The sequence below is a fragment of the Mucilaginibacter pallidiroseus genome (assembly GCF_007846085.1).
Lineage (GTDB): Bacteria > Bacteroidota > Bacteroidia > Sphingobacteriales > Sphingobacteriaceae > Mucilaginibacter > Mucilaginibacter pallidiroseus.
In genome coordinates this window covers 48,163-71,977 of the sequence record NZ_VOEJ01000007.1, presented here as the reverse complement: position 1 = coordinate 71,977, position 23,815 = coordinate 48,163, and the positions used below count along the sequence as shown (strand labels likewise).

Sequence of the window (23,815 nt, the reverse complement as noted above, 5' to 3'; positions counted from 1 at the left end):
GTTTAATATGCTGCAAAGCTTACCGAAATATGATATTACTGACCTATTTGTTCAAAAAGTTAATAGCCTCATCGCAAAATTTATGTAGCTGAGCAGGCAGGATATCTTTTAAATAAGGATGAGTGGCATTAAATACATGGTCGGCACCGGTAATTACCTTAAAGCTTGCCAATGGTTGTGCCTCATGCAATAGTTCGGCATGGCTTAGCGGAACACTTGTATCCTCATCCCCGTGAATAATTAACCACGGTTGTTTTATTGCCGATGCTTTTTGCTGTATGTTCAACCTTGTCGGATTTTTTTCGACATCCTCGAGTAGTGTAACACGGTAGGGCATATCCTGGCCGGTGCGGGCATTTTTCATGTAAACTACACCCTGCAGGCGCCATTGTTCTTCGGCTTGTTTGGGCCAAAGGTTGTAAAAGCTGGATATAGCCGCCATAGTAACAAGCTTTTTCACCCTGCTGTCTTCGGCAGTTTTTATAATACTGATGCCTCCGCCCATGCTATGGCCAATAAGGTAAACACCATCTGCTTCCGGTATAGCCGAGCCGCTGCAGGCAAAGTCTATCACATTGCCCAAATCCTCCAATTCAATTGAGAACGTATTATCACCAAAGGCAATCAGGTCGGCAAACTCGGTAGGCTGATCGGCAGTAACACCATTGTGGCTAAAGTTGAACTTTAAAAACCGGAAACCATTTTCGGCGAAATATCTGGCAACTAAATGGTGCGCCCCCCCAATCTTTAAACCCGCGAATGCCGTGTGCGAAAATAACCAAGGGCGCGCGCTTATTGGTATCATCGTAAGTAAGATCGGCCGTTATTGGGCGGCCCTTAGCTCCGGGAATGGTATATTGCTCGGTAAGAATCATGCGGCTAATCTACACTTTACGCCCGTTATACATAATACCGTATAAATCCGTACGCCTGTCTTTAAGATTTTGTACGCTGCCGTATTCGTGCAGCTCGCCCAAAACCGAAAGGTCAACATCGGCAATAACAATCATTTCGCTGTTCGGCGTAGCTTCAGACTGGATGCCGTTTGTTGGGAAACCAAAGTCGGATGGGGTAAACACGGCCGATTGCGCGTACGATATATCCATGTTATTTACATTAGGCAAATTGCCCACGCAGCCGGCAATGGCAACGTAACACTCATTCTCGACAGCGCGGGCCTGTGCACAAAACTTAACACGGTTATAACCATTCTGGGTATCGGTTAAAAAAGGCACAAATAATATCTGCATATCCTGGTTAGCCAATATGCGCGACAGCTCAGGGAACTCCACATCATAGCATATCAAAATACCTATTTTACCGGCATCGGTATCAAATACTTTGATGTCGTTGCCGCCGCGCATACCCCATGAACTGATCTCGGATGGGGTAGGATGTATCTTAACGGTTTCTTCCATACTACCATTACGGCGGAACAGGTACGATACGTTGTATAACGATTCATCCTCTATTTTAGGCATGCTGCCCGCAATGATATTTACGTTGTATGATACTGCAAATTTGGATAGCGCCTCAACAATAGGCTCGGTAAATTTAGCCAGTTCGCGCATGGCCTTCGCAGCATCCATGTGGTTATACTCGGCCATGAGCGGCGTATTAAACAACTCCGGAAACAATATAAAGTCCGACTGGTAATCACTTACCGCGTCAATAAAATATTCGGCATGTTTAAGCAGTTCGCTCAGGTTGTTATATGAGCGCATTTGCCATTGAACTAAGCCAATACGTACGTTGGTTTTTTGGTTGATGACCGAGCTTACCTCTTCGTAGTAAACATTGTTCCACTCAATCAGCGTAGCAAAACCTTTAGAGCGGCTATCCTCGGGCAAGTAGTTACGTAAAATTTTACGCACGTGAAAATCGTTCGATAGCTGGAACGATAACGTAGGGTCGTATATTTCCTTATATTTTACCTTGTCTATGTATTGGCGCGGGGTAAGGTCGTTTTGATATTTCTGGTAGTTAGGGATACGGCCACCGGCAATAATGCTTTTCAGGTTCAGCTTTTCGCATAGTGCCTTGCGGGCTTCATATAAACGGCGTGCAAGGCGCAGTCCGCGGTATTTAGGGTGTACAAATATTTCAATACCATAAAGTACGTCGCCTTTATCGGTATGGGTTTTAAAGCTACCATCGGTAGTTATTTGCTTGTAAGTATGGTTATCGCCGTATTTGCTGTAATCAACTATGATGGATAGCGCGCAGCCAACCACCTCACCGTTTACCGTAACGCAAACCTGGCCTTCAGGAAAAAGCTTAATGAGTTTTTTAATAGAGTTGGCGTCCCAGTAATCTTCGTCCATATCCAGGTACGCCGATTTCATTGACTTTTTTAACTCCTGGTAGTCCTGTGCCTCCAGGTTGCGTAATTCAATACTTTGCAAATCCATAGTGCCTTTTTAACTATGTTTAGCTGTAATTGTTTGGTTTGGAGTAGCAAGCGATAATAATTTAATGGCAACTTAACGCCTGTGCCACCATGCCCAAAGCATCAGCAGGGGCTGTAACAACAACCGCACCCATGCAAGTGCAGGTGTAACCGTTAACTTACCCAATTGCATAGGTGCATCAATAAGCATTGTGATGTGTACTGGTAAAAAAGCTGTCAACATTAAAACTATTCCGTAAGCAGCAAGCTTTCGGGTTTTAGTACTGATTAATAAAGCAGCAAATAGTATTTCAAATACGCCCGAAAGATAATTCAACACTAATGGAAAAGGTAGATAATCAGGTATAATTTTTACGTATGAAGCCGGATTATAAAAGTGGTTTAACCCGGCTATAAAGTAGCCGGCAATCAAAACTAAAAGACTGATTTTTTTAACGATTTTCAATTTTTACAGCTTAATTATTTTGTTTAACAATGAATTGGCAAAATCGCATAGGCTATTTTGATAATCCTTTCTAATTTATAACCATTCTAAATACCCCTGTTTGACAAATTTTTGACATAGCATGCTACATGGTGTATTACTTTTGTAGGGTTCAAAAACAAAGGCATTGAAGTATTTAAAGGTAATAGCTTTCACGCATAAACAAATCGAGCTTAAAGAGTTGGGAAGGTTGGTAATATGCCAGGAGAACCTTACCGATAAACTTCATGAGGTTAAAGCCCGGTTTGGTATCGATGAAATATTTTACCTTGCCACTTGTAACCGTGTCGAATTTGTGATGATTACGCCGCAAATTGTCGACCGAGAATTTGCCCACGCTTTTATCGAAGCAATGGGTATTGGCCTTTGTCCACATGCAACCAGTGTATTTGTGGATTCTGCCGCTATTTACGAAGCGCAGGAAGCTATGACGCATTTGCTGCGTACGTCATGCTCTTTGGAGAGCCTTATAGTTGGCGAAAAGGAAATACTTGCCCAGTTGCGTAAAGCTTACGAGGATGCCAGGGAAGTGGGCCTCACGTCTGATAAGATGCGCATGATAATGGATTGCGTAGTAAAAACGGCTAAAGAGGTTTACACGCACACCAATATTTCAAAAAATCCTATTTCGGTAGTTTCATTGGCGTACCGTAAACTTAAGGACCTTAAACTTTGCTCAAACGCCCGCGTGCTTATCATCGGTGCTGGCGAAACTAACCGCAATCTTTCAAAATATCTTCAAAAGCATAAATTTTCAAATTTCTCGGTATTTAACCGCACGCTATCAAAAGCGCAGCAATTGGCCGAGGATTTAAAAGGCGAAGCATTCACGTTAGAAGGTTTGCAAACTTTTGATAAAGGCTTTGATGCCATTATCACTTGTACATCGGCGACCGAGCCTATTATCACCCCTGAGCTTTACACCAAATTGCTTAATGCCGAAACCGGCAAAAAAACAATTGTTGACCTTGCCGTGCCAAATGATACTGCCCCCGAAGTTTTGGAGCAGTTTGATGTTAACTTTATAGAGGTACACTCGCTTAACGAGGTTGCCAAAAAGAATTTGCAGGAGCGTTACCAGGAACTGGTACACGCCGAAGCCATTATAGACCAAAACATATCCGAGTTTTTGGTTATGCTTAAACAGCGTAAAATTGAACTGGCCATGCGCCAGGTTCCGGAAAAGATCAAAGAGATCCGTAATAATGCCGTAAATACCGTGTTTGCCGAAGAGGTGCAAGGTATGGATAAAGAATCGCGCGAAATACTGGAAAAAGTGATCAACTACATGGAAAAGAAATATATCAGCGTACCCATGATTATGGCGAAGGATATATTGATCAATAATTAAGCTACAGCCTCCCTTTAACGAATGCTGCAAATTAAGCTGCGCTAAACTTGCTACAGCCTGTCATTAATCTGCTATCCGTCAGCATACTCTCATATCCTTAATTAATACTGCGTTACTGTACATTAAAAAATTAAATTTGTAACGTAAATTTTAAATCTTTGGACAGAAAAGTAATCATTGGAACGCGTGGCAGCGAATTAGCTTTATGGCAGGCTCACTTTGTAAAAGACAGCCTTGCCGCTATAAACATACCCGCCGAATTAAAGATCATAAAAACCCAGGGCGACCGTATCCTTAACCTCAGCTTTGATAAGCTTGAAGGCAAAGGGTTTTTTACCAAAGAACTTGAAGAAGAATTACTGGCAGGCACCATTGATATTGCAGTGCACTCGCACAAGGACCTGCCTACCGAAAATCCTCCGGGACTCATTATCGCAGCAGTTTCAGAACGGGAAGACCCGGCTGAACTGTTGTTGATCTTGAAGGACTGTGTTGATGTGCGCCAAAAGTTATCGGTTAAATTCGGTGGCTTGGTAGGTACATCATCAAACAGGCGTAAGGCACAATTGCTTGCCCTGCGCCCCGACCTGGAAATAGATGAGTTGCGTGGCAATGTGCCAACCCGCATTGGTAAACTGCGCGACGAAAAGTATGATGCCATAATGCTGGCTAAAGCCGGTGTTACCCGTTTAGGTATCGACCTGAGCGAATTTCATGTTGAAGAATTAACCGCTACCGAATTTGTGCCCGCACCGGCTCAAGGTGTATTAGGTATCCAGATTCGTGAAAGCGATCATGCACTGTTCGAGGCCCTTCAGGCACTTAACCACCCGGATGTGGCCGAAGAGCTGGCATTGGAGCGTGGCGTACTAAAGAAATTTGGTGGCGGTTGTCATTTACCCTTAGGTGTTTACTGCCGCCGCGACGAAGGCAAATTCCAGGTATTTACCTCTAAAGGTGATACCGGCGAAGATTTTCCTGATAGGTTTTTTATTGAGGCTGATACCTTAGACGGCGTTGCCGATACTATTGTAGCCAAGTTTGCCAAAGATAGGAAGTTGCCGTCGAGCGTGTTTATATCGCGAGATATCCCACCTACAAGCTATTTTAATCGTGCGTTGTCAAAGCATAAAATTAATATCGAGGCGCGCTCGCTAATACGCACCGTACCGGTTATCACAAAGTTTGATTCGTACATATTACGGAACATCGACTGGATATTTTTTACCAGCAAAAATGCGGTTGAATACTTTTTTAAACTTAACCCGCAGTTCCCCAAAAAGATCCAGTTTGGGGTAATGGGTGCAGGCAGCGAAGATATGCTGCGCCGTAATGGTCACTTTGCCGATTTTGTTGGTGATAGCAATGACACGGCGGATGTAGCTGCTGATTTTGCAGCGCTGGCAAATGGTAAAAACGTATTGTTCCCGGGAGCTGATAACCCAATGCGAAGCATACAGCAGGGTTTATCGGCTGAAACCAAGATAATCGATCTGCCGGTTTATGAAACCGTGTTAGAAGAAAATGTTGAGCCAAGCGGCGCCGAGGTGCTGGTATTTACCAGCCCAAGCAATGTGGAAGCTTATTTTGCAGACAACCTGCTGGAGCCCGGCCAAAAAGTAGTAGCCATAGGCAAATCAACCGGCCGGAAATTTGAAGAAATGGGTGTAAAGTACACCCTGCCTTTCTCGCCCGACGAAGTTGGGCTTGCAGAGGCTGTGTTTGGACTATAATGTTCAATAGTTTATTTGTTTAATGGTTCATTGGTGTCGCTTATTTCAAGTTTACACCATTTACCAGTCAACAAATTAACCTGTGAACAAATGAACTGACTTATGTTACAACGACCAAGAAGGAACCGCAAAAGTGAAGTTATCCGCCAAATGGTGCAGGAAACACACGTAAGTGCGGCCAACTTAATTTTTCCGTTATTTATTGTAGAAGGCGAGAACCAAAAAACCGAGGTATCATCAATGCCAGGTATTTTCAGGTACTCGATAGATAACCTGCTGCGCGAGATAGAGAGCTGCATGAAGCTTGGCTTAAACTCGTTTGATTTGTTCCCGAACATTGACGAGGCACTTAAAGACAGGCACGCTACCGAAAGCCACCGCGACGAAAGCCTTTACCTGCGCGCCATACGCGCCGTTAAAAAAGAGTTTCCGGAAGCTTGCGTAATTACCGATGTAGCCATGGACCCATACAGCAGCGACGGTCACGATGGTATTGTTGAAAACGGCGAGATCCTGAATGATGAAACCTTAGAGATATTGGGCAAAATGGCCCTTGCACATGCACGGAGCGGTGCCGATATCATTGCCCCGTCAGACATGATGGATGGCCGTGTAGGTTATATACGCAAAGTGTTGGATGACTCTGGTTTTACGGGCGTATCTATCATGTCGTATTCGGCAAAGTATGCAAGCGCATTTTATGGTCCGTTTAGGGATGCACTAAATTCTGCACCAAAATTCGGTGACAAAAAGACTTACCAGATGAATCCGGCCAATCAGCGCGAAGCGCTTATCGAGGCCCGTTTGGACGAATTGGAAGGTGCCGACTTTTTAATGGTAAAGCCCGGTTTGCCTTACCTGGATGTAATTAAGCTGATTAAAGACCAAACAGAATTACCCGTAGCTGCCTACAATGTAAGCGGCGAGTACGCCATGATTAAAGCTGCAGTACGCAACGGCTGGTTAAATGAGCAACGCTCGGTTACCGAGGTGCTTACCAGTTTCCGCCGTGCAGGCGCCAGCGCAATACTTACCTACCACGCCAAAGAAGTGTTGGAGAATAAGTGGCTGTAGGGAGTTGAAAGGTGAAAGCATAAAGCTCTTGGCCGAAACAACAAAACGCGTCATTGCGAGGAGCGTAGCGACGCGGCAATCTCCGCGCAAGACGGTATAAAAGCGACGAGATTGCCACGCTATCGTTCGCAATGACATAAAGTAAAAAAATGCAAGTAAACGATATAAGCAGAGAAAAATCTGCAGAACTGTACGAAAAGGCAAAAACATACTTTCCGGGTGGGGTAAACTCACCGGTAAGGGCATTTAAATCCGTATATGGTACGCCGCTTTTTATAGAAAAAGGCGATGGGAGCCATATCTGGGATGCCGATGGTAACGAGTTTATTGACTTTTGCTGCTCATGGGGCCCGCTTATTTTGGGGCATAACAATGCAGCCGTTCGCGAAAAGGTTACCGAAGTAATGCAGAAAGGTATGTCTTTCGGCGCGCCTACCGCTTTAGAGAACGAGCTTGCTGAGTTGATACTAAGCAACAATAGCTTTATTGAAAAGATACGCTTTGTAAGCTCGGGTACAGAGGCGGTTATGTCGGCCATCAGGCTGGCGAGGGGTTACACCAAACGCGACAAAATATTAAAGTTTGAAGGCTGTTATCACGGCCATTCAGATAGTTTATTGGTAAAAGCGGGCTCGGGCCTGGTAACATTTGGCGAAACATCATCTGCAGGCGTGCCAAAATCTTTTGCTGATGAAACAATAGTAGTAGCGTTAAATGACAAACGCGCCATACAGGAAGCATTCGAAAAATTTGAAGGGCAAATTGCTGCGGTAATCATTGAACCTGTACCTGCCAACAATGGGCTGTTATTACAAACCAAAGGCTACTTGCAATATCTGCGCGATGTTTGTACCGATAATGGTACTATGCTGATATTCGATGAAGTAATATCCGGTTTTCGTGTTGGCTTTGAAGGTGCAGCGGGCTATTACGACATCCAGCCGGACATTATTACTTATGGTAAAATAATAGGCGGCGGCTTGCCGGTTGGTGCCTATGGCGCCTCAGCCGAAATTATGGATCATATCTCGCCTGTTGGGTCGGTTTACCAAGCCGGCACTTTATCAGGCAACCCGGTGGCAATGGCCGCCGGTATAGCCCAAATAACTGAGTTATTAAAACCAGGGTTTTATAATGATCTGAAATTAAAAACTGAAGGTTTCGTAAAAGCTATCCAGGACTTTGCTGAGCAACGTAATTACAATTTCAAAGTATTTACCATTGGCTCGATATTTTGGTTTGCTTTCACTAATGAAGAGCGAATAGCAACTGCGGATGATATCGACCCGGAAAGCATGATCAAGTTTAAAACCATGCACCGCGAACTGATAAACCGGGGCATTTATCTTGGTCCGTCGGGGTATGAGGTAGGCTTCATATCTGCTGCCCATACCGCAAATGATTTGGAAATCACAAAAACTGCTATATTTGATAGCCTTGATATTGTATTTAGTAACAATTAAGCGCTGATTAAAAACAACAAAAAAAGTCTCCTCGTTCAGGAGGAGATTTAGAGGAGGCTCAATGAAAAAGACATTGCTCATATTTTATGCCGTTGTGACTTATGCAATTGCCGAGCTAATTTGGTGGGGGTATATGCTAGTTAAAACACAGCCGCAACGCACAGGCATGATACTTGGCGAAGGGGCAATGTTTATCATGGTGTTTACTGTCGGTGCATACTTCATGCACAAATCGCTTAATAAAGAGGCCAAACTGCACGAGCAAAAGAAAAACTTCCTGCTCTCGGTAACGCACGAGCTGAAGTCGCCGCTGGCGTCTATCAAGTTGCTGTTGCAAACCATCCAGAAGCGCGATCTTACTAAAGCGCAGGTGCTTGATTTTATAGATAAGTCGCTATTAGATATCGAGCGGCTTGATGACATGGTTGAGAACATGCTGTTGGCGGCAAAGATCGAAAATCGCTCATATACTTTCCCCAAAGCAGAGTTCAATTTATCTGTATTGGTTGATAGCATTGTTAACCGCCTGCAAATAAGTAAGTGCGATTGCAACCAGCAGATCATCAATGCCGAAATTGAGCCAAAGATTGAAATAACGGGCGACAAGTTTGCGCTAACCTCGGTGGTAACCAACCTTATCGAAAATGCTATTAAATACTCAAGCCCTTGCGAATCTGTAAACGTGAAGCTTTGGGAGAAAGATAACAAAATATATTTCCAGGTTGCCGATCATGGCATCGGGATAGCTGATACGGAGAAGGCCCGCATCTTTGATAGATTTTACCGTGTAGGTAGTGAAGAAACACGTAACACAAAAGGTACCGGTTTGGGTTTATATATTGTTAAACAGGTGCTTGATAAGCACCAGGCAAGTATAAAGGTTAAAGATAACCGCCCTGCCGGCAGTGTTTTTGAGGTTGTATTTGCATAAACCTATATCATATTAACAGACACCATGCTAACTAAAAAAAGAATTTTGCTGGCCGAAGACGAAGAGCATTTGTTAGAAGCCATAAAACTGAACCTTGAGCTGGAAGGTTATAAAGTATCAACAGCAAATAATGGTAAAAAAGCTTTACAGATATTTAAGGAAGAGCGTTTTAACCTGGTAATATTAGATGTGATGATGCCCGAGATTGACGGCTTTGTGGTTGCCGAAACCATCAGGCTGGAAAACTCTGAGGTACCCATCATGTTCCTGACGGCAAAAAACACAAATGAGGATAAAATATCGGGCCTTAAAAAAGGTGCTGATGACTACCTGACTAAGCCGTTTAACCTGGAAGAGCTGATACTACGCGTAAACAACCTGGTAAAACGCAGCCTTAAAGGCGATGATTTGAAAGAATTTAACAGCTACAAAATAGGCGACAAAACTATCCACTTTAATTCGTTCGAGCTGGTTAATGAGGATGAAAGCATCACGCCGCTTACCAAAAAGGAAACGATGTTGTTAAAGCTGCTTATCGAGCGCCGTAATGAGGCGGTATCTCGCGAGCAGATCCTGGAAACGGTATGGAACTATGACGTTTACCCGTCTACCCGTACAATTGACAACTTCATCCTTACCTTCCGTAAGTATTTTGAACCGGATCCAAAAAATCCTGTGTACTTCCACTCAATACGCGGAGTAGGGTATAAGTTTACTGATAACCAGCACTAATAAATGTTTACAAGCAAAGCACGCATTTTTGTAGCCGGGCTTTTTGTACTAATTGCTGTTTTTGCCATACAAATGAAGATTTATGAAATTGCGGCACTCGCAGTTTTATTTATCGGATTATTGGTATGGGGTTATTATAAACAAGGCACAATAGTATTAGCGGCTAAAGCCTTTCACCAAAAGGACTACGCACGGGCCGAAAGCTTGCTGCTGCAAGTACCCGACCCAGAAAAGCTGAGCAAGAACCGCCGTGGTTTTTATGAATTTATTTACGGCGGCGTTTGCATGCAAAAGCGGGAGTATGATGAAGCCGGTGTGCATTACGAGCTTGCAGCACAATACCCGCTACGCAGCGCTAATGACCATGTGGCCGCGCTGGTACATGTGGCGAACATCAGCATACGCAACGGTAATTACGATAAAGCCAGGGCCTACCTGTCATTAACAGAAAAACATAAAGATAAAATAACTGCCAAAATGAAGGATGTGATCCATAAAGTTGAGCAGGAGTTGAAGAAAAATTAAAACAGATTCAAGATATAAGAATCAAGAGTTAAGGCTTTGCTGTCCTGACTCTTGTCTCCCAATTCTTGACTCTCCAAGCACATGAAAGATTCCTTATTTCTACAAGCCGCATTTTCAAATTTAACAGAACGCCCGCCCGTGTGGATGATGCGCCAGGCAGGCCGTTTTATGCCCGAGTATTGGGAGATCAAAAACAAGTATTCGTTTTTGGAAATGTGCAAAACCCCCGAGATTGCGGCAGATGTTACCATGTTGCCGGTTGATCTGTTGGGTATTGATGCCGCCATCCTTTTTTCAGATATCCTGGTTACAGGCGAAGCCATGGGCGGCGACCTGAGCTTCACCGCGGGCGTAGGGCCTAAGTTTGCCAACCCGGTACGTACACAGGCTGATATTGATAATCTAAAAACAGATGTAGGCGACGGCCTGCAGTATGTTGCCGATGCCATAAAAGTGATTCAGCAGCGTTTAAATGGCAGCATACCGCTTATTGGTTTTGCCGGTGCGCCGTTCACGGTAATGAGCTACCTGGTTGAAGGCGGTTCATCAAAAGATTTTAAGCTCACCAAACTGATGTTGCATAACCACCCGGAGATGGCGCATCAGCTACTATCAAAAATAGCTACCGTAACAGCCGATTATCTGAACCTGCAGATTGAAGCCGGTGTAAATGCCGTGCAAATATTTGATAGCTGGGCATTGGCCTTATCGTGGGATGATTACAGCGAATTTTCGCACCGCTATATTGTGGAGATCATCAGCAAACTGAAACGTAAGGATATCCCCGTAATATCTTTCTGTAAAGGCAGCTCGGTATTCGCACCGCTAATGGCGCAGGCTAAACCGGATGTGGTATCTATTGACTGGAATGTTGATCTGTTAGATATTAAAAAACGCCTGCCGCAAGGTGTAGCCGTACAAGGCAACCTTGATCCGCATATTTTGTATGCTGATAAACCGGTAATCAAAGATCGTATTCATCGCTTGTTTGAGCGCATGCGTAACGAGCCGGGTTTTATTTTCAACCTCGGCCACGGCATTATGCCCGACATTCCTTTTGATAACGTGAAATACGCTATAGAGGTAGTAAAAGAGTTTAGATATTAAGACGGAGCCCCCGGCCTCCTGAAAGGAGGACAGTAAAACCAAATGTCATTGCGAGCGTTAGCGTGGCAATCACGTCGCCTGATAATAAACGCGACGCGATTGCCACGTCGCTCCGCTCCTCGCAATGACACTTACTAAGATTGCATATGTACCAATACGTTTTAGCCATACATATCATATTTGTAGTCTGCTGGATGGCGGGGCTGTTTTACGGGGTGCGCCTTTTTATTTACCACACCGAGGCGCAAGAAAAGCCCGAGCCTGCTAAAAGTATCCTGTCAGACCAGTTTGCGATATTGGAGAAGCGCCTTTGGTGGGCAATTGCTACGCCTAGCATGTACCTGGTTATTATTGCCGGTGCCACTATGCTGTATCTTAACCCTTATTACTGGACACAGCCGTGGCTTCACGTAAAGCTTGCATTTGTTTTAGGGCTTATTGTATATCATTTCATTTGCCAGCGCATCATGAAACAAATGGCCCGAGGCATTTTTAAATGGACATCTATCCAACTCCGTTTGTGGAACGAGTTAGCAACCATCATCCTGTTTGCTGTAGTATTCCTGGTGGTGCTTAAAAGCGCCGTTAATTGGATCTTCGGCGTGGTTGGTATCATTGTTTTCAGCCTGATACTGATGTCGGCTGTTAAGATCTATAAATATCTTAGGGAAAAGAAGTAGCCCGAATTTATTTTCTTTTTAAGCACCGGAAATAATCTACCGGTAAGATGCCAGGTAACTTGGCATGATGGCTACGTCGCACACTTCTCCAGTCATCCTAATTTATTTCAGGAACTCACAACGTCTGCTTATCAGCAGCTACGCGCCAACTAAACTTTAAAAAATATTTTATACCTCGTGCAACCATTAGGTAAGTATCATCATCTAACCTTTAAATGATGCTTTTGAAACCTAATGCCTCTATTGACGATTTGGTGCAGCGATGTAAAGCCGGGCAGCGTAACGCGCATGAAGTATTGTACAAACTTTTTGCTGCCAAAATGCTGGGTGTATGCATGCGTTATGCAGTAGACAAAATGGAGGCCGAAGACATGCTGCAGAATGGCTTTATAAAGGTGTTTCAAAAAATTGATTGTTATCGCGGCGATGGTTCTTTTGAAGGTTGGGTAAGGCGCATTATGGTGCACAGCGCTATTGAATATTACCGCAAACACCATAAAATGATGCAGTTGGTTGATATCAGCGATATAAGCAACGATCCGTCGGTAGATGCACTTGCAGCAAGCAGCCTTGAGGCTAAAGATTTATTGAGATTAATTACCGGCTTGCCTGCAGGTTACCGCATGGTGTTTAATCTTTACGCCATTGACGGGCATTCGCATAAAGAGATAGCGGAGATATTGGGCATTAGCGAGGGTGCATCCAAGTCGCAGTTATCAAGAGCCCGCGCAATTTTAAAAGAACAGGTGTTGAGCATCGATAAAAAAAAATATGAATATGCAAGATAAAGACATTGACCAGTTGTTTGGCAGCGGGCTGCAAAATTTCGAGGTACAACCCGATGAAAGGGTATGGGAAAATATCGCATATACTATCAATGCCGGCAAACGCAAAAAGCGTATGGCTTGGTTAAGCGTAGCTGCAAGTTTGCTTGTTGTAGCTATGGCAGGCGTTTACTTTGTTAAAAATCACAACAGCAAAGAAGATAAGGCAGACCAAATGATATCAGCCGTAAAAAGTCCTATACAAAAAGTTATTGAGGTTGAACAAAAGCAGCCAGTAATAGCTGAAGCTCCGGCTGTTGATAGAACGGCCATCGCCGCGGCGCGTTTTAAAATTAAACATACAAATAACCAATCGAGGCGTGTTGTAAAAGCTGCGCTGCCTATTGGGGAGCAATCGATGGCTGCCCCGCGCGGAGAGTTGTTGGCTGCGGTTGTACCTGGCATAGAAACGCCCATTGTTGAACCAGCCGAGTTTGATGATGAAGATGTTCAGTTTAAAACAAGGCTTAACCCTGCTGTGCAAACGCCGCAAAAAAGCATGGCTGCGGTGGCGCATAAAAAACCACGCATAAAAACGCTTGGCGATTTAATTAACGTTGTAGTAAGCAAGGTTGACAAACGCAAAGACAAGTTAATTGAATTTACCAATACCGATGGCGATGAAGCAACCATCACGGGTATTAATCTTGGCTTCATGAAAATTAAAAAACAAGACTGATAAAATCAGCTTATATTCGCACATTAACACATTATGAAACGCTTATTTTTTACCCTTACCATATGTTTTATGGCTGCTACTGTATTTGCGCAAACCGGCAGCGATACCACGAATAACAACACCAGCGAAAACGAAAAACCAAGGCCGCGTCGCATTAAATTTGGCTTTGGCGATGATGTGGCCCAGGTTAACATTAACCAGCGCGATACCATTACCACTTACTCAAAAGCGCCGGGCTTTTCCTTCGAGCTTACTTTTACCCGCTTTGATATTGGCCTTACAACGCTTAATGATAATGGCAGCTTTTCGCTAAAACCGCAAAATCAGTTTTTAAACTACCGTTCGTGGCGCAGCAGTAATATTGGTTTTGATGTTGTGCAGTTAGGTTACCGCTTCAACAGCAGCTTTAAGGTGTATGTGGCCGGTGGTTTCGATTGGACAAATCTGCGCCTGCGCGAAAGCGTTACCATACAGCGCGACCAGCCACAACTAAGCTACATATACGATGGTGTAAAGTATGATAAGAACCGCCTTTCGGCAACATATATCCGCATCCCGCTGTCTTTTGATTTTCGTACCAAGGATGATGCTGACGGCAGGCGCGCGCACTTTGTATTAGGCCCGGATGTTGGCATACTCATCAGCAGCAGCCTTAAACAGGAGAGCAAAGAAAACGGCGATCTAAAGTTAAGTGGAAACTATCACTTTGCTAAAGTACGTTACGGTGCAGCGGCAAGGATAGGTTACGGCGGTATTGGTGTATTTGCCAAATATTACTTCAATGATATGTTTGAAAATAGCCCTCCCCAAAATGGCCTACGCCAGTTTAACTTTGGCATGAGCGTGGGTTGGTAAACCAGGATTAAGCTGATTATGGGATTGATCAGATTTTGACTATATCGTGCCAAGCCCTTAATCACGGTTTAAAATCGTGCAAATCTCAATAATCTGTTTAATCGCGGTTTAAATCTGCTTAATCGCGGTTATCTTTGAACGGAAATGGCAGAATCATCTTTTTTAAAGGCACAATCAGTATCAAAAATATATAGCGGGCCAACATCGTCGGGTGTAAAGAGCATTAGCTTGGAAATAACGCCGGGCAAAATCACGGCGATAATTGGTGAAAGCGGCAGCGGTAAAAGTACCTTGCTTCGTTTACTTTACGGCTTACTATCGCCCGATGAAGGCCAGGTAACTTTTAAAGATGAGCGCATTTGGGGCCCAGAAGAAAAGCTGATACCCGGCCATGATGCCATGAAAATGGTAACCCAGCATACCGATGATCTCAACCTGTTTGCCCGCGTTTGGGATAACGTTGCGGCCATGCTGCCGAGTACCAACGTTAAGCTTAAAGAAGAAAAGACCGAGCAGGTGCTTACCCAGCTCAATATGATGCAAATGGCGCTTAAGCGAGTTGCAGATTTAAGCGGTGGCGAAAAACAACGCGTTGCCATTGCCCGAGCCATCATTACACGCCCAGAAGTTTTGCTGCTGGATGAACCTTTCAACCAGGTTGATACATCATTTAGAGAAGGCTTACAGCATGATATACGGCAGATTGTGAAGGAAACCGGCATTACGGTCATTATGGTATCTCACGACCCGGCAGAAGTCCTCTCTATGGCCGACGAGCTAATCGTAATCAAACAAGGCGAAATTGTGGAAACCGGGCACCCAAAAACATTGTATCACAATCCGCTCAACCTATATACCGCCGAACTTTTAACCAACTGCAATGTGTTAACCGCCGAAGAAGCTGCTACCGCAACGGGCGTTAAAAGTGAAAAGGGTAATGTTGTGATATATCCTGAATGGGTGCGCTTGAGCAATGTTTTAAAAACAAATACCTGGATAGTAAAGCAGGTGCTTTTTAAAGGTTTTTATGAAGACCTGATCCTGGAAAATAACGGTGTACTACTCCGCGCCGTAAACGACGAAAGCGGCAAATACACCGAAGGCGATAAGGTAGGCGTGAAGATTAAAAAGTGGTTGGAGTATTAGAGTATTTTGATGCTATATATGGCTGTTTGACACCTACGGAGCCAAATGCTTTATGTTCTTGATTTCTACAAAGCTTTTGCCCGGATGGGGCAGAACGGCAGGCTGAATAATCAAAATTAGACTTTTTGGTTAAAAGTTAGCGCGTGTGAATGTCCCGTTAGTGATTTAAGCTTTGTAGCTGTATGAAACTAAAAGGAATGCGTGCCGTAGGCACGCAACCACTTCATCTTTACGATCCCTTTCAAAGGATAAAACACCTTTACTTGCAGCATATTCTCTTGCGTTAAGGATTGAAACGGATACCGGCCTTGTGGCTAAGGCCTGAAGGCGTATGAGTGGAAAGCCTGGCCGAAGGCAACGCCCAAATAAATAAGAAGCCCCGGTTGATTAAAAACATCAACCGGGACTTGCTGTATGTGCTTGAAAATATTAAGCGATTTGGAATGAAGATAAGCTAACAAACTCCTGCACACGGGCAGCAACCTCTGCTTCGGTAAGGTTTTTGATTTTTTCGGTACCGAATTTTTCAACACAAAATGACGCCAGGGCGGAACCGAAGATAATGGCGTTTTTCATGTTGTTGAAGTTTACCGCGCCCACTTTGGCCATATAGCCAATAAAGCCGCCTGCAAAGGTATCGCCGGCACCTGTTGGGTCGAACACTTCGGCAAGTGGCAGGGCCGGGGCCGAGAAAATGTGATCCTCGTGGAAAAGCAATGCGCCGTGCTCGCCTTTTTTGATGATCAGGTATTTTGGCCCCATAGTCAAAATTTTGCGTGCTGCCTTAACCAAAGAGTACTCGCCTGATAGCTGGCGCGCCTCGGCATCGTTAATGGTTAAAACATCAACCATTTTAATGGTTTCAAGTAAATCGTCCATGGCTATGTCCATCCAGAAGTTCATGGTGTCCATCACAATTAGTTTAGGGCGGTTTTTAAGCCTTTTAATAACTGTTTGCTGTACTTGTGGCGTTAGATTACCCAACATTAAATATTCGCAGTCCTGGTAGCTTTCCGGGATGATCGGATCAAAGTCGGCCAAAACATTAAGTTCGGTGATCAGCGTATCACGGCTATTCATGTCGTTATGGTACTTGCCACTCCAAAAGAATGACTTTTCGCCTTGCTTAACCTGCAAACCTTCGGTATTGATTTTATGATTATTAAGGTCGGCAATTTCCTCATTGGGGAAATCGTCGCCAACAACGGCAACAATTTTTACCTTGTCATAAAAGTAAGAAGCGGCCAAACTTGCGTAGGTTGCGGCCCCTCCAACAATTTTATCTGTTTTTCCGAAGGGGGTCTCAATTGCGTCAAATGCCACAGTACCAATAACTAACAAACTCATGTAAAATATTTTTTAATTTTTTTTAAAATTTTCTTGCGCAAATATTGTGAAATATCAGCAGAAAACATACTTTTGCACTCTCCAAACCGGAAAACACTCCTGAGTAGCTCAGCCGGTTAGAGCATCTGACTGTTAATCAGAGGGTCGCTGGTTCGAGCCCAGCCTCAGGAGCCTCAAAATCAATGATTTAACCCCACTCTGGCGAGTGGGGTTTTTTTATTCGCATAGTTTTCGCATAGTTTTTCAATACTTGCATACAAGAACGAAAATTCTTTCAATTGCGACTTGAGCCATTTAAGAAGCTTTAAATGCCTTTAAAACGGAATCTACCTTCCCAATTTTACAATGATGAAATCTTTACCGCTTAGAATAATCTGCTTTATTACCGATGTTTTGATTTTTTAGCTGTCCGACTCGGACAAACTCGGAGTATCCTCCGGTTTTCAGTAGATAACTTTGCCTCCATAACAAACAAAACCAGCTGTTATGGAAGTATTAACATTTGACCAGTTACCCAAGGCGGTAAGCGAACTTTTGGAGAAAGTTTCTAAAATTGAAGATATTCTTAGTCATGACCATCCTAATGAGACGGATAGTGATTGTTTGTTTTCAATAAAGCAGGCCTCGGCATTTCTCAATTTATCGATCTCCACGATTTACGGCAAAGTTTGCCGCCGCGAAATTCCGGTGAGCAAACAAGGGAAAAAGCTGTACTTTAATAAAAATGAACTACTGGAGTGGATCAGGTCCGGCAAAAAAAGCACGCTTTCCGAGATTGCCAACTCCATTAATTTGATACCGGGGAGGCGCCGTTAATCCTTCTGATATTCTGAAATCTCTTGAGCGCTCCAGCATGCGAGATTAATTAGTCCACATTTAAATAATCAGTTATGGCAAAGATCATCACATTGGCGCACCAGAAAGGCGGCGTCGGCAAAAGCACCCTTGCATTGAACCTGGCATTATGCTTTAAGGATCAATTAAGGGTCGCCCTGATCGACTCAGATCTACAGGGCAGTATATATCACTTAAAAGATAATTTTTCGGAACTTGAGATTCTGGCTCCCGAGAAAATTGGTTAGATACCTTATTTAGACTATGAACTGATCATAGTCGATACCCCTCCCTATTTATCTAATCGTTTAAACGAACTTTTTGGATGTTCTGATTATGTGCTCGTACCAACAAAAGCCGGATTCTTTGATGTGATGGCGATCAAGTCGACACTGGCTCTAATCAAATTTGCCCAAGCTCAAAATCAGAGATTAAAGGCGGGGATTGTGCTCAATATGTTAAAGCCAAGATCTGGTATAACAGCCGAGGTTGTTGAGTTAATTCATACGCTGGGAACTCCTTTATTAAAATCACGTGTATTTGACCGGGTAAGCCTGGCTCGATCCTCAATGACAGCCGGCATCCTGAAAAGTACTGATCAAAAGGCAATTGAAGAGATAACTTTTCTTGCAGAAGAGATCGTTGATCTTATCAGTGTATAAATGTAGCAATGAACATTTGTACAAACGTTCATTTGAATAAACCTGCAATTGTACAAATGTAGGTTTGTATAAATGTGCATTTGTAGCAAACTACAAATATAGACCTGTTCAAATATTCATTACAAGAAGTATTCAAATATTCATTGCTGCATTTGTAGCATTAGACAAATGTTCATAAAGTTTGATCGCTATGGATGATTATAAAAAGAAGCTGGGTAACCTGGCAAGTAAGATTAAAAACGAAGTGCCTCAAACGCCTATTCAACAAGTGCAACCAATCAAGGTGCTAACAGTGTCTGCGGATGAAGAAGAAGCACGTTTTAACAACTGGATCCCTAAAGGATTAAAAAGAAGAATCAAAGCCTACGGAGCACGAAATGATATTTCGCAAAAGGATATAACTATACAGGCATTACAGAACTTTTTGAAGGAACATGGAGATCAATAAATCAGACCGTGAAGAGATGCAATGACAATAGGGAAGGGATTAAACTGCTGTCTTTTTGCAGTTAGCAAGATGTACGTTTGTACCACAAACGAATCTTGCCCTTCCCTCCGGAGTCGGTCCGGGACCATTGTCAAACACTCCGGAGTCGGTTTGATATAGACAAGTTTATCATGGAAAAAAACGATGAAAACCGTTCGCGGTATTTGAAGATCCGGCTGAAACCCAGCGAAGAAGATTCACTTCAAAAACGGTATAAAAGATCCACCTTTCAGACGCTGAGTGAATATAGCCGGGCTATGATTTTAGGTGAGCCGGTTACTATAGTCCATCGGGACCAATCTATGGACGAAATATTGGAGGAACTAGCCCTGCTCCGACGGGAGTTGAATTACATCGGCAATAATCTGAACCAGGCAGTTAAGAATATAAATAGCGCTCATGGCTTTCCCGACACCCGTTTATGGATGAATTTGATGACAATCATCAATGGGAAGCTGGAGCCATCGATCAATCAGGTCAAGGAAAGAATGAACAAATATGCTGATCTATGGTCGCAAAAATTGAAAGTGGTAAAAGCCTGAATGGCGCTCTTTACTACAATGAGAACAAAGTCAAGTCAGGTAAAGCACAACTACTGGCCACGAATGGTTACACCAAAAGTGATCGGTTATTATCATTTGACGACAAGCTTTTCAGGCTGACAGATCTGGCCGGGCGAAACATACGAACCAAGACCAGTACGCTTCATTTGTCCCTGAATTTTGATGTCAATGAAACCATAGATGAAGGTAAGCTGATCGCCAGCTGGGAAGATGAGTATGGCTATGTGCAGGCCGTAAAGAATGGAAATATGGTGTATGTATCGGGACAATTAGGTCATGATGAAAAAGGTACTTTAGCAGAAGGCATGGAAAAGCAGATGTCGTTAGCCTATACGAACATTAAAAACCTGTTAAATGGATTTGGCTACCTGGAAGATGATATTATGGAGGAGGTTATTTATGTAACGGAAATGCAGGCGGGCTTTCAGACAAGAAAAACAATAGGCGCTAAATTTTATCCCGATCCAAAAAGGATTGCAAGTTCGATCATCGGAGTTAGCGAACTGGCTATACCCGGTCAGGTTGTCGAAATAAAAGTGGTTGCTATGAAATAGCCGGGTCTTCTTAAATGGCGGATATAGGGTTGCTGCTTTATAACGTAAATTATCTGAAAGTGAGTAATGAGGGCTGACCTAGCCCGCGTTATTCACTTCTACCGAATACTAAGGTGTAGCTCTTGCTAAGATCTTGTCTTATTCCTTACCGGGATCAGCTGACCTGTTTCGAAGTCGGAAGGGGTCCTGCCGGGCCGAATATCTCTGCATTTCCGGACAACTTATCTTTCATTTATTTTCTTCCCGTCTTCCAGATATACCATTTTATGGTAGCATTCTATAGATTTCTACTAAGAGTTATCAGAATTGTAGTAAATGCGATGCGACCGTTTCACTTAATTTTGCTTCAGATATTAGTTCCTATGATCCGCAAATTTACCCTCCTCACGGCTTTACTGAGTGTTACCATATTTAGCTATGCACAGCGCAAACCTTCGGCTGTTTTTCGTGATAGCGTCAGCGTGAAAGTACATCCCTCTTATGATAGCGTCAGCAGTTTACACCGCTGGCTGTTTGGCGAAAATTACCGCAAGGAATGGGCTACACCGGTTAAGCTGCCGGTGATTAAACTTTCCGAGGTATACGGTGGGTTAAAACCCGTTCGTGAGGGCGGTGGTATGCAATCCAAATCGTTACGGTTGCAGGATAAAAATGGCAGGGAATGGGTAATACGCAGTGTTGAGAAAACACCTGAAAACATATTGCCGGCTAATTTCAAGGGTACTTTCGCGGTAGACTGGATAGACGACGCCTTGAGCAGTCAGCATCCGTTTTCGGCATTGGTAGTGCCGCCCTTGGCCGATGCGGCTAAGGTGCCTCACGCTAACCCCATTATAGGTGTTCTGGCACCCGACCCGGCCTTGGGCGAGTATAGCAAGGTTTTCAGCGGATTGGTGGTATTGCTGGAAGAGCGGGAACCCGCAGGCAAATCAGATAATACCTTGAAAATGCTGGGCGAACTGAAAGAAGACCACGACAACCGTTTTGAGCCAGAACAGTTTTTACGTGCCAGAATGCTTGACCTGCTCCTCGGCGACTGGGATCGCCACCCTGACCAATGGCGCTGGGCCTACGGGAAGAAAGGTAAAGAAAAAGTTTATTACGCGGTTCCACGCGACCGCGACCAGGTATTTCACCTGAGCGAAGGCCTTGGCCCGTCGCTGGCAGCAGTTTCATGGATCAATCCTGCATTAGATCACTTCGATGGCGAGATCCCGCGAGTGAAGTATTCGCTTTTTAAAACCCGGTTTATTCAGGCTTACCCCGATGCACACTTTACCCATGCAGAATGGATGCGTATAGCCAACGATTTTGTAAGAGCCGAAACCGATGAAGTGCTTGAATCCTCGTTAAAACTACTGCCTCCCGAAGTTTATGAAATGCGGCATGACGTGCTTATAAATAAAATGAAAAAACGGCGCGATGCCATACCTGCCGCTATGGATGAGTACTACCGGTTTATCAATCAAACAGTAGATCTGCGCACCACCGATAAAAGTGAGCAGGTAATGATCAGCGACGCCGGCAACAAAGGCTTACGTATTCAAATCACTAAGCTGAGTAAAGCAGGCGAAGCCAAAAACGGTAAAATTCTCGACATGGCTTACGACCCTGATATCACCCGGGAGATAAGGATATACACGGAAGCCGGCGATGATAAGGTAATTGTAGATTATGCTTCATCACCCATCAAATTGCGCGTAATTGGCGGAAACGGGCAAAAAACGTATGACATCAGACAGGCTGAAAACACCGTACGCATCTACGGTCGTAAAGACAGTGTTAGGTTCACCGGTAATGGAAGGGTAAGCAGGCACCTTAAAAATGATACGTTGAATACCAGGTTCATTCAGAACAACCCTTACAATATCTGGATGCCATTGGCTACAGCCGCCATTAATGCCGATGATGGCTTGTTAATCGGTGCGGGTTTTAAGTACACGCGCCGCGAGGGCTTCCGTAAACTGCCCTACGCCAGCGTACAGCAACTTATGGTTACCCATGCTTTTGCCACAGATGCCTTCCGCATACGTTACAACGGCGAATGGATCGATGCTATTGGCAATGCTGACCTGACGATTAATGCCTTTGTACAGGCGCCTAACAATACGCTTAACTTTTTTGGCCGCGGCAACGAAATTCCGCTGGTTAAATTCCCAGGGTACCGCCGGATCTATCGCACGCGCTACAACACCTATCAGGTTGACCCTGCCCTGCGCTGGAATCTGGGCAGCAATGCAACCATCGGCGCGGGACCATCTTTTCAATATTTCAAGATGGATGCCGATGATAATGCAGGTCGTTTTATCAATGATCCGGGCCGGATAAATTCGTACGATAGTCTGACCGTTAATAAAGAAAAAGCGCATCTGGGCTTACTGGTAAATTTTAACAGTAATCAGCGCGACAATAATATGTTGCCCAGCAGTGGTTATTTGATTAATGTAACACTGCAGGCGTACAATGGGCTGAACAGCTACACTCGATCCTTTGCGCAGATCCGTCCTGAGTTCACTTATTACCTCAGCCTTAATTCAAAAGGCACCTTTGTACTTACCGATCGTATTGGAGGTGGCGTAAGCATCGGTAAGCCAGCCTTCTACCAATCAATGTTCCTGGGCGGACAAGGGGGTAACCTGCTTGGTTATTTGGGCAACCGCTTTGCAGGTGACCACATGTTGTATAACAACCTGCAGGCCCGTTTAAAGCTGTTCAATATTGCCAGCTATATATTACCGGGTCAATTAGGCATAACGGGATTTTATGATACCGGACGCGTTTGGGTAAAAGGTGAGTCCTCAGAGAAATGGCATACCGGCAATGGCGGAGGCGTATATTTTGCCCCTGCAAGCTTGGCGGTTATCCAGGTGTTGGCAGGACACTCCAAAGAAGGCTGGTATCCGTATCTGTCACTTAACCTAAGGTTGTAAGTTATCTCCTTTCGCCAGACTTCCTGTCGGCATGCGCACCTTTAATCTATCCTTATCACCAATGAATAAACGAACCAGGCAGCGAAAGCAGCCCGGTTCGTTTTGCTGATGGCCCTTATAGGGATACAGAGACGGCTTACTCCAATCAGTGCACCACCAGATCCGTTGTCCGGTTATCAGCTACTGATACGGTGGACTACCAGGTTGTCATAGTAGATGTAATCTGTGGTGTTCGTCCACCATGCCGAATCATTGCCTCCCCTGAAGGTGTGCCAGGTCAATTGGTCGATCATACGTTTAGAATCGTTGGTCGTCCAGCGGATGTCCTGGTCCAGTACAATTACGTTATCGATCACGATCTGTACATGACCGTTAGTATTGCTGCCCGTATTGCTTTTGATGTACAGGTGAACATGGTACCATTGGTTTTTCGCCAAAGATTGA

The 23,815-nt window shown here is 44.2% G+C and carries 25 protein-coding genes and 1 tRNA gene; 21 read left to right on the top strand and 5 right to left on the bottom strand.

From position 1 onward, the window contains the following. Nucleotides 1–43: 43 nt before the first annotated feature. The 3 genes from FPZ43_RS14525 to FPZ43_RS14515 all read right to left on the bottom strand — a co-directional run bounded on the left by FPZ43_RS14525 (nt 44) and on the right by FPZ43_RS14515 (nt 2,855). Complete coding sequence (locus FPZ43_RS14525; RefSeq protein WP_261381093.1) at nt 44–805, bottom strand: alpha/beta hydrolase; 762 nt, start codon at nt 803–805, stop codon at nt 44–46. A 79-nt stretch (nt 806–884) separates the two neighbouring features. Then, complete coding sequence (locus tag FPZ43_RS14520; protein ID WP_146382662.1) at nt 885–2,411, bottom strand: bifunctional GNAT family N-acetyltransferase/carbon-nitrogen hydrolase family protein; 1,527 nt, start codon at nt 2,409–2,411, stop codon at nt 885–887. Between the two features lie 72 nt (nt 2,412–2,483). Continuing rightward, nucleotides 2,484–2,855, bottom strand: a complete 372-nt coding sequence (locus FPZ43_RS14515) for a DoxX family protein (protein WP_146382661.1) — start codon at nt 2,853–2,855, stop codon at nt 2,484–2,486. Nucleotides 2,856–3,021: 166 nt separating this feature from the next. Between FPZ43_RS14515 and hemA the strand changes: the two genes are divergently transcribed. From hemA to FPZ43_RS14450, 13 genes are all read left to right on the top strand, one after another. Next, nucleotides 3,022–4,245, top strand: a complete 1,224-nt coding sequence (gene hemA, locus FPZ43_RS14510; RefSeq protein WP_146382660.1) for a glutamyl-tRNA reductase — start codon at nt 3,022–3,024, stop codon at nt 4,243–4,245. Between the two features lie 158 nt (nt 4,246–4,403). Beyond that, nucleotides 4,404–5,978, top strand: coding sequence for a hydroxymethylbilane synthase (gene hemC / locus FPZ43_RS14505; RefSeq protein WP_146382659.1), 1,575 nt, complete (start codon nt 4,404–4,406; stop codon nt 5,976–5,978). Nucleotides 5,979–6,080: 102 nt separating this feature from the next. Next, entirely contained in the window at nt 6,081–7,052 is a 972-nt protein-coding gene (hemB, locus tag FPZ43_RS14500; RefSeq protein WP_146382658.1) for a porphobilinogen synthase, read from the top strand. A 149-nt stretch (nt 7,053–7,201) separates the two neighbouring features. Next, complete coding sequence (gene hemL / locus FPZ43_RS14495) at nt 7,202–8,515, top strand: glutamate-1-semialdehyde 2,1-aminomutase (RefSeq protein WP_146382657.1); 1,314 nt, start codon at nt 7,202–7,204, stop codon at nt 8,513–8,515. Nucleotides 8,516–8,576: 61 nt separating this feature from the next. Beyond that, complete coding sequence (locus tag FPZ43_RS14490; protein WP_146382656.1) at nt 8,577–9,446, top strand: sensor histidine kinase; 870 nt, start codon at nt 8,577–8,579, stop codon at nt 9,444–9,446. Nucleotides 9,447–9,470: 24 nt separating this feature from the next. Further along, entirely contained in the window at nt 9,471–10,178 is a 708-nt protein-coding gene (locus FPZ43_RS14485) for a response regulator transcription factor (RefSeq protein ID WP_146382655.1), read from the top strand. Nucleotides 10,179–10,181: 3 nt separating this feature from the next. Beyond that, a complete protein-coding gene (locus FPZ43_RS14480) occupies nt 10,182–10,703 on the top strand; it encodes a tetratricopeptide repeat protein (protein ID WP_146382654.1) in 522 nt (173 codons plus the stop codon). A gap of 81 nt (nt 10,704–10,784) precedes the next feature. Further along, nucleotides 10,785–11,810 (top strand): uroporphyrinogen decarboxylase, encoded by a 1,026-nt coding sequence (hemE, locus tag FPZ43_RS14475; protein ID WP_146382653.1) that lies wholly within the window; start codon nt 10,785–10,787, stop codon nt 11,808–11,810. A gap of 146 nt (nt 11,811–11,956) precedes the next feature. After that, the gene (locus tag FPZ43_RS14470; protein ID WP_146382652.1) at nt 11,957–12,490 is read left to right on the top strand and encodes a CopD family protein; all 534 of its coding nucleotides are present in this window, start codon (nt 11,957–11,959) and stop codon (nt 12,488–12,490) included. A gap of 215 nt (nt 12,491–12,705) precedes the next feature. Next, nucleotides 12,706–13,278: an RNA polymerase sigma factor gene (locus FPZ43_RS14465; RefSeq protein ID WP_146382651.1), complete on the top strand. Its 573-nt coding sequence runs from the start codon at nt 12,706–12,708 to the stop codon at nt 13,276–13,278. Beyond that, on the top strand, nt 13,268–13,993 hold the full coding sequence (locus FPZ43_RS14460; RefSeq protein ID WP_146382650.1) for a hypothetical protein: 726 nt from the start codon (nt 13,268–13,270) through the stop codon (nt 13,991–13,993). The genes FPZ43_RS14465 and FPZ43_RS14460 overlap by 11 nt, the downstream gene beginning before the upstream one ends. Before the next feature lie 33 nt (nt 13,994–14,026). Beyond that, nucleotides 14,027–14,848: an outer membrane beta-barrel protein gene (locus FPZ43_RS14455; protein ID WP_146382649.1), complete on the top strand. Its 822-nt coding sequence runs from the start codon at nt 14,027–14,029 to the stop codon at nt 14,846–14,848. A 144-nt stretch (nt 14,849–14,992) separates the two neighbouring features. Beyond that, entirely contained in the window at nt 14,993–15,994 is a 1,002-nt protein-coding gene (locus FPZ43_RS14450) for an ABC transporter ATP-binding protein (protein WP_146382648.1), read from the top strand. Nucleotides 15,995–16,423: 429 nt separating this feature from the next. Here FPZ43_RS14450 and FPZ43_RS14445 read toward each other — a convergent pair whose 3' ends face one another. Next, nucleotides 16,424–17,341, bottom strand: coding sequence for a PfkB family carbohydrate kinase (locus FPZ43_RS14445; RefSeq protein ID WP_146382647.1), 918 nt, complete (start codon nt 17,339–17,341; stop codon nt 16,424–16,426). Between the two features lie 97 nt (nt 17,342–17,438). Here FPZ43_RS14445 and FPZ43_RS14440 point away from each other — a divergent pair. The 8 genes from FPZ43_RS14440 (at nt 17,439) to FPZ43_RS14405 (ending at nt 23,371) form a co-directional block, all read left to right on the top strand. Further along, nucleotides 17,439–17,512 (top strand) — tRNA-Asn (locus tag FPZ43_RS14440). A 315-nt stretch (nt 17,513–17,827) separates the two neighbouring features. Beyond that, entirely contained in the window at nt 17,828–18,157 is a 330-nt protein-coding gene (locus FPZ43_RS14435; protein WP_146382646.1) for a helix-turn-helix domain-containing protein, read from the top strand. Between the two features lie 74 nt (nt 18,158–18,231). Beyond that, nucleotides 18,232–18,423 (top strand): nucleotide-binding protein, encoded by a 192-nt coding sequence (locus FPZ43_RS19440; RefSeq protein WP_146382645.1) that lies wholly within the window; start codon nt 18,232–18,234, stop codon nt 18,421–18,423. After that, a complete protein-coding gene (locus FPZ43_RS14425; protein ID WP_146382644.1) occupies nt 18,424–18,837 on the top strand; it encodes a ParA family protein in 414 nt (137 codons plus the stop codon). 190 nt (nt 18,838–19,027) lie between these two features. Continuing rightward, entirely contained in the window at nt 19,028–19,285 is a 258-nt protein-coding gene (locus tag FPZ43_RS14420; RefSeq protein ID WP_146382643.1) for a hypothetical protein, read from the top strand. 170 nt (nt 19,286–19,455) lie between these two features. Further along, complete coding sequence (locus tag FPZ43_RS14415; protein WP_146382642.1) at nt 19,456–19,866, top strand: plasmid mobilization protein; 411 nt, start codon at nt 19,456–19,458, stop codon at nt 19,864–19,866. Beyond that, entirely contained in the window at nt 19,833–20,441 is a 609-nt protein-coding gene (locus FPZ43_RS14410) for a Rid family hydrolase (RefSeq protein WP_146382641.1), read from the top strand. The genes FPZ43_RS14415 and FPZ43_RS14410 overlap by 34 nt, the downstream gene beginning before the upstream one ends. Nucleotides 20,442–20,803: 362 nt before the next feature. After that, on the top strand, nt 20,804–23,371 hold the full coding sequence (locus FPZ43_RS14405; protein WP_186461849.1) for a BamA/TamA family outer membrane protein: 2,568 nt from the start codon (nt 20,804–20,806) through the stop codon (nt 23,369–23,371). A 176-nt stretch (nt 23,372–23,547) separates the two neighbouring features. Here FPZ43_RS14405 and FPZ43_RS14400 read toward each other — a convergent pair whose 3' ends face one another. Beyond that, nucleotides 23,548–23,808: a polysaccharide lyase gene (locus FPZ43_RS14400; RefSeq protein ID WP_146382639.1), complete on the bottom strand. Its 261-nt coding sequence runs from the start codon at nt 23,806–23,808 to the stop codon at nt 23,548–23,550. Nucleotides 23,809–23,815 lie beyond the last annotated feature (7 nt).

What these genes read in the sequence shown, in the direction of transcription:
- FPZ43_RS14525 (WP_261381093.1), bottom strand. Translation starts at nt 805, where the DNA reads ATGATACCAATAAGCGCGCGCCCTTGGTTATTTTCGCACACGGCATTC.
- FPZ43_RS14520 (WP_146382662.1), bottom strand. Translation starts at nt 2,411, where the DNA reads ATGGATTTGCAAAGTATTGAATTACGCAACCTGGAGGCACAGGACTAC.
- hemB (WP_146382658.1), top strand. Translation starts at nt 6,081, where the DNA reads ATGTTACAACGACCAAGAAGGAACCGCAAAAGTGAAGTTATCCGCCAA.
- hemL (WP_146382657.1), top strand. Translation starts at nt 7,202, where the DNA reads ATGCAAGTAAACGATATAAGCAGAGAAAAATCTGCAGAACTGTACGAA.
- FPZ43_RS14490 (WP_146382656.1), top strand. Translation starts at nt 8,577, where the DNA reads ATGAAAAAGACATTGCTCATATTTTATGCCGTTGTGACTTATGCAATT.
- FPZ43_RS14485 (WP_146382655.1), top strand. Translation starts at nt 9,471, where the DNA reads ATGCTAACTAAAAAAAGAATTTTGCTGGCCGAAGACGAAGAGCATTTG.
- FPZ43_RS14480 (WP_146382654.1), top strand. Translation starts at nt 10,182, where the DNA reads ATGTTTACAAGCAAAGCACGCATTTTTGTAGCCGGGCTTTTTGTACTA.
- hemE (WP_146382653.1), top strand. Translation starts at nt 10,785, where the DNA reads ATGAAAGATTCCTTATTTCTACAAGCCGCATTTTCAAATTTAACAGAA.
- FPZ43_RS14470 (WP_146382652.1), top strand. Translation starts at nt 11,957, where the DNA reads ATGTACCAATACGTTTTAGCCATACATATCATATTTGTAGTCTGCTGG.
- FPZ43_RS14465 (WP_146382651.1), top strand. Translation starts at nt 12,706, where the DNA reads ATGATGCTTTTGAAACCTAATGCCTCTATTGACGATTTGGTGCAGCGA.
- FPZ43_RS14460 (WP_146382650.1), top strand. Translation starts at nt 13,268, where the DNA reads ATGCAAGATAAAGACATTGACCAGTTGTTTGGCAGCGGGCTGCAAAAT.
- FPZ43_RS14455 (WP_146382649.1), top strand. Translation starts at nt 14,027, where the DNA reads ATGAAACGCTTATTTTTTACCCTTACCATATGTTTTATGGCTGCTACT.
- FPZ43_RS14450 (WP_146382648.1), top strand. Translation starts at nt 14,993, where the DNA reads ATGGCAGAATCATCTTTTTTAAAGGCACAATCAGTATCAAAAATATAT.
- FPZ43_RS14445 (WP_146382647.1), bottom strand. Translation starts at nt 17,341, where the DNA reads ATGAGTTTGTTAGTTATTGGTACTGTGGCATTTGACGCAATTGAGACC.
- FPZ43_RS14435 (WP_146382646.1), top strand. Translation starts at nt 17,828, where the DNA reads ATGGAAGTATTAACATTTGACCAGTTACCCAAGGCGGTAAGCGAACTT.
- FPZ43_RS19440 (WP_146382645.1), top strand. Translation starts at nt 18,232, where the DNA reads ATGGCAAAGATCATCACATTGGCGCACCAGAAAGGCGGCGTCGGCAAA.
- FPZ43_RS14420 (WP_146382643.1), top strand. Translation starts at nt 19,028, where the DNA reads ATGGATGATTATAAAAAGAAGCTGGGTAACCTGGCAAGTAAGATTAAA.
- FPZ43_RS14415 (WP_146382642.1), top strand. Translation starts at nt 19,456, where the DNA reads ATGGAAAAAAACGATGAAAACCGTTCGCGGTATTTGAAGATCCGGCTG.
- FPZ43_RS14410 (WP_146382641.1), top strand. Translation starts at nt 19,833, where the DNA reads ATGGTCGCAAAAATTGAAAGTGGTAAAAGCCTGAATGGCGCTCTTTAC.
- FPZ43_RS14405 (WP_186461849.1), top strand. Translation starts at nt 20,804, where the DNA reads ATGATCCGCAAATTTACCCTCCTCACGGCTTTACTGAGTGTTACCATA.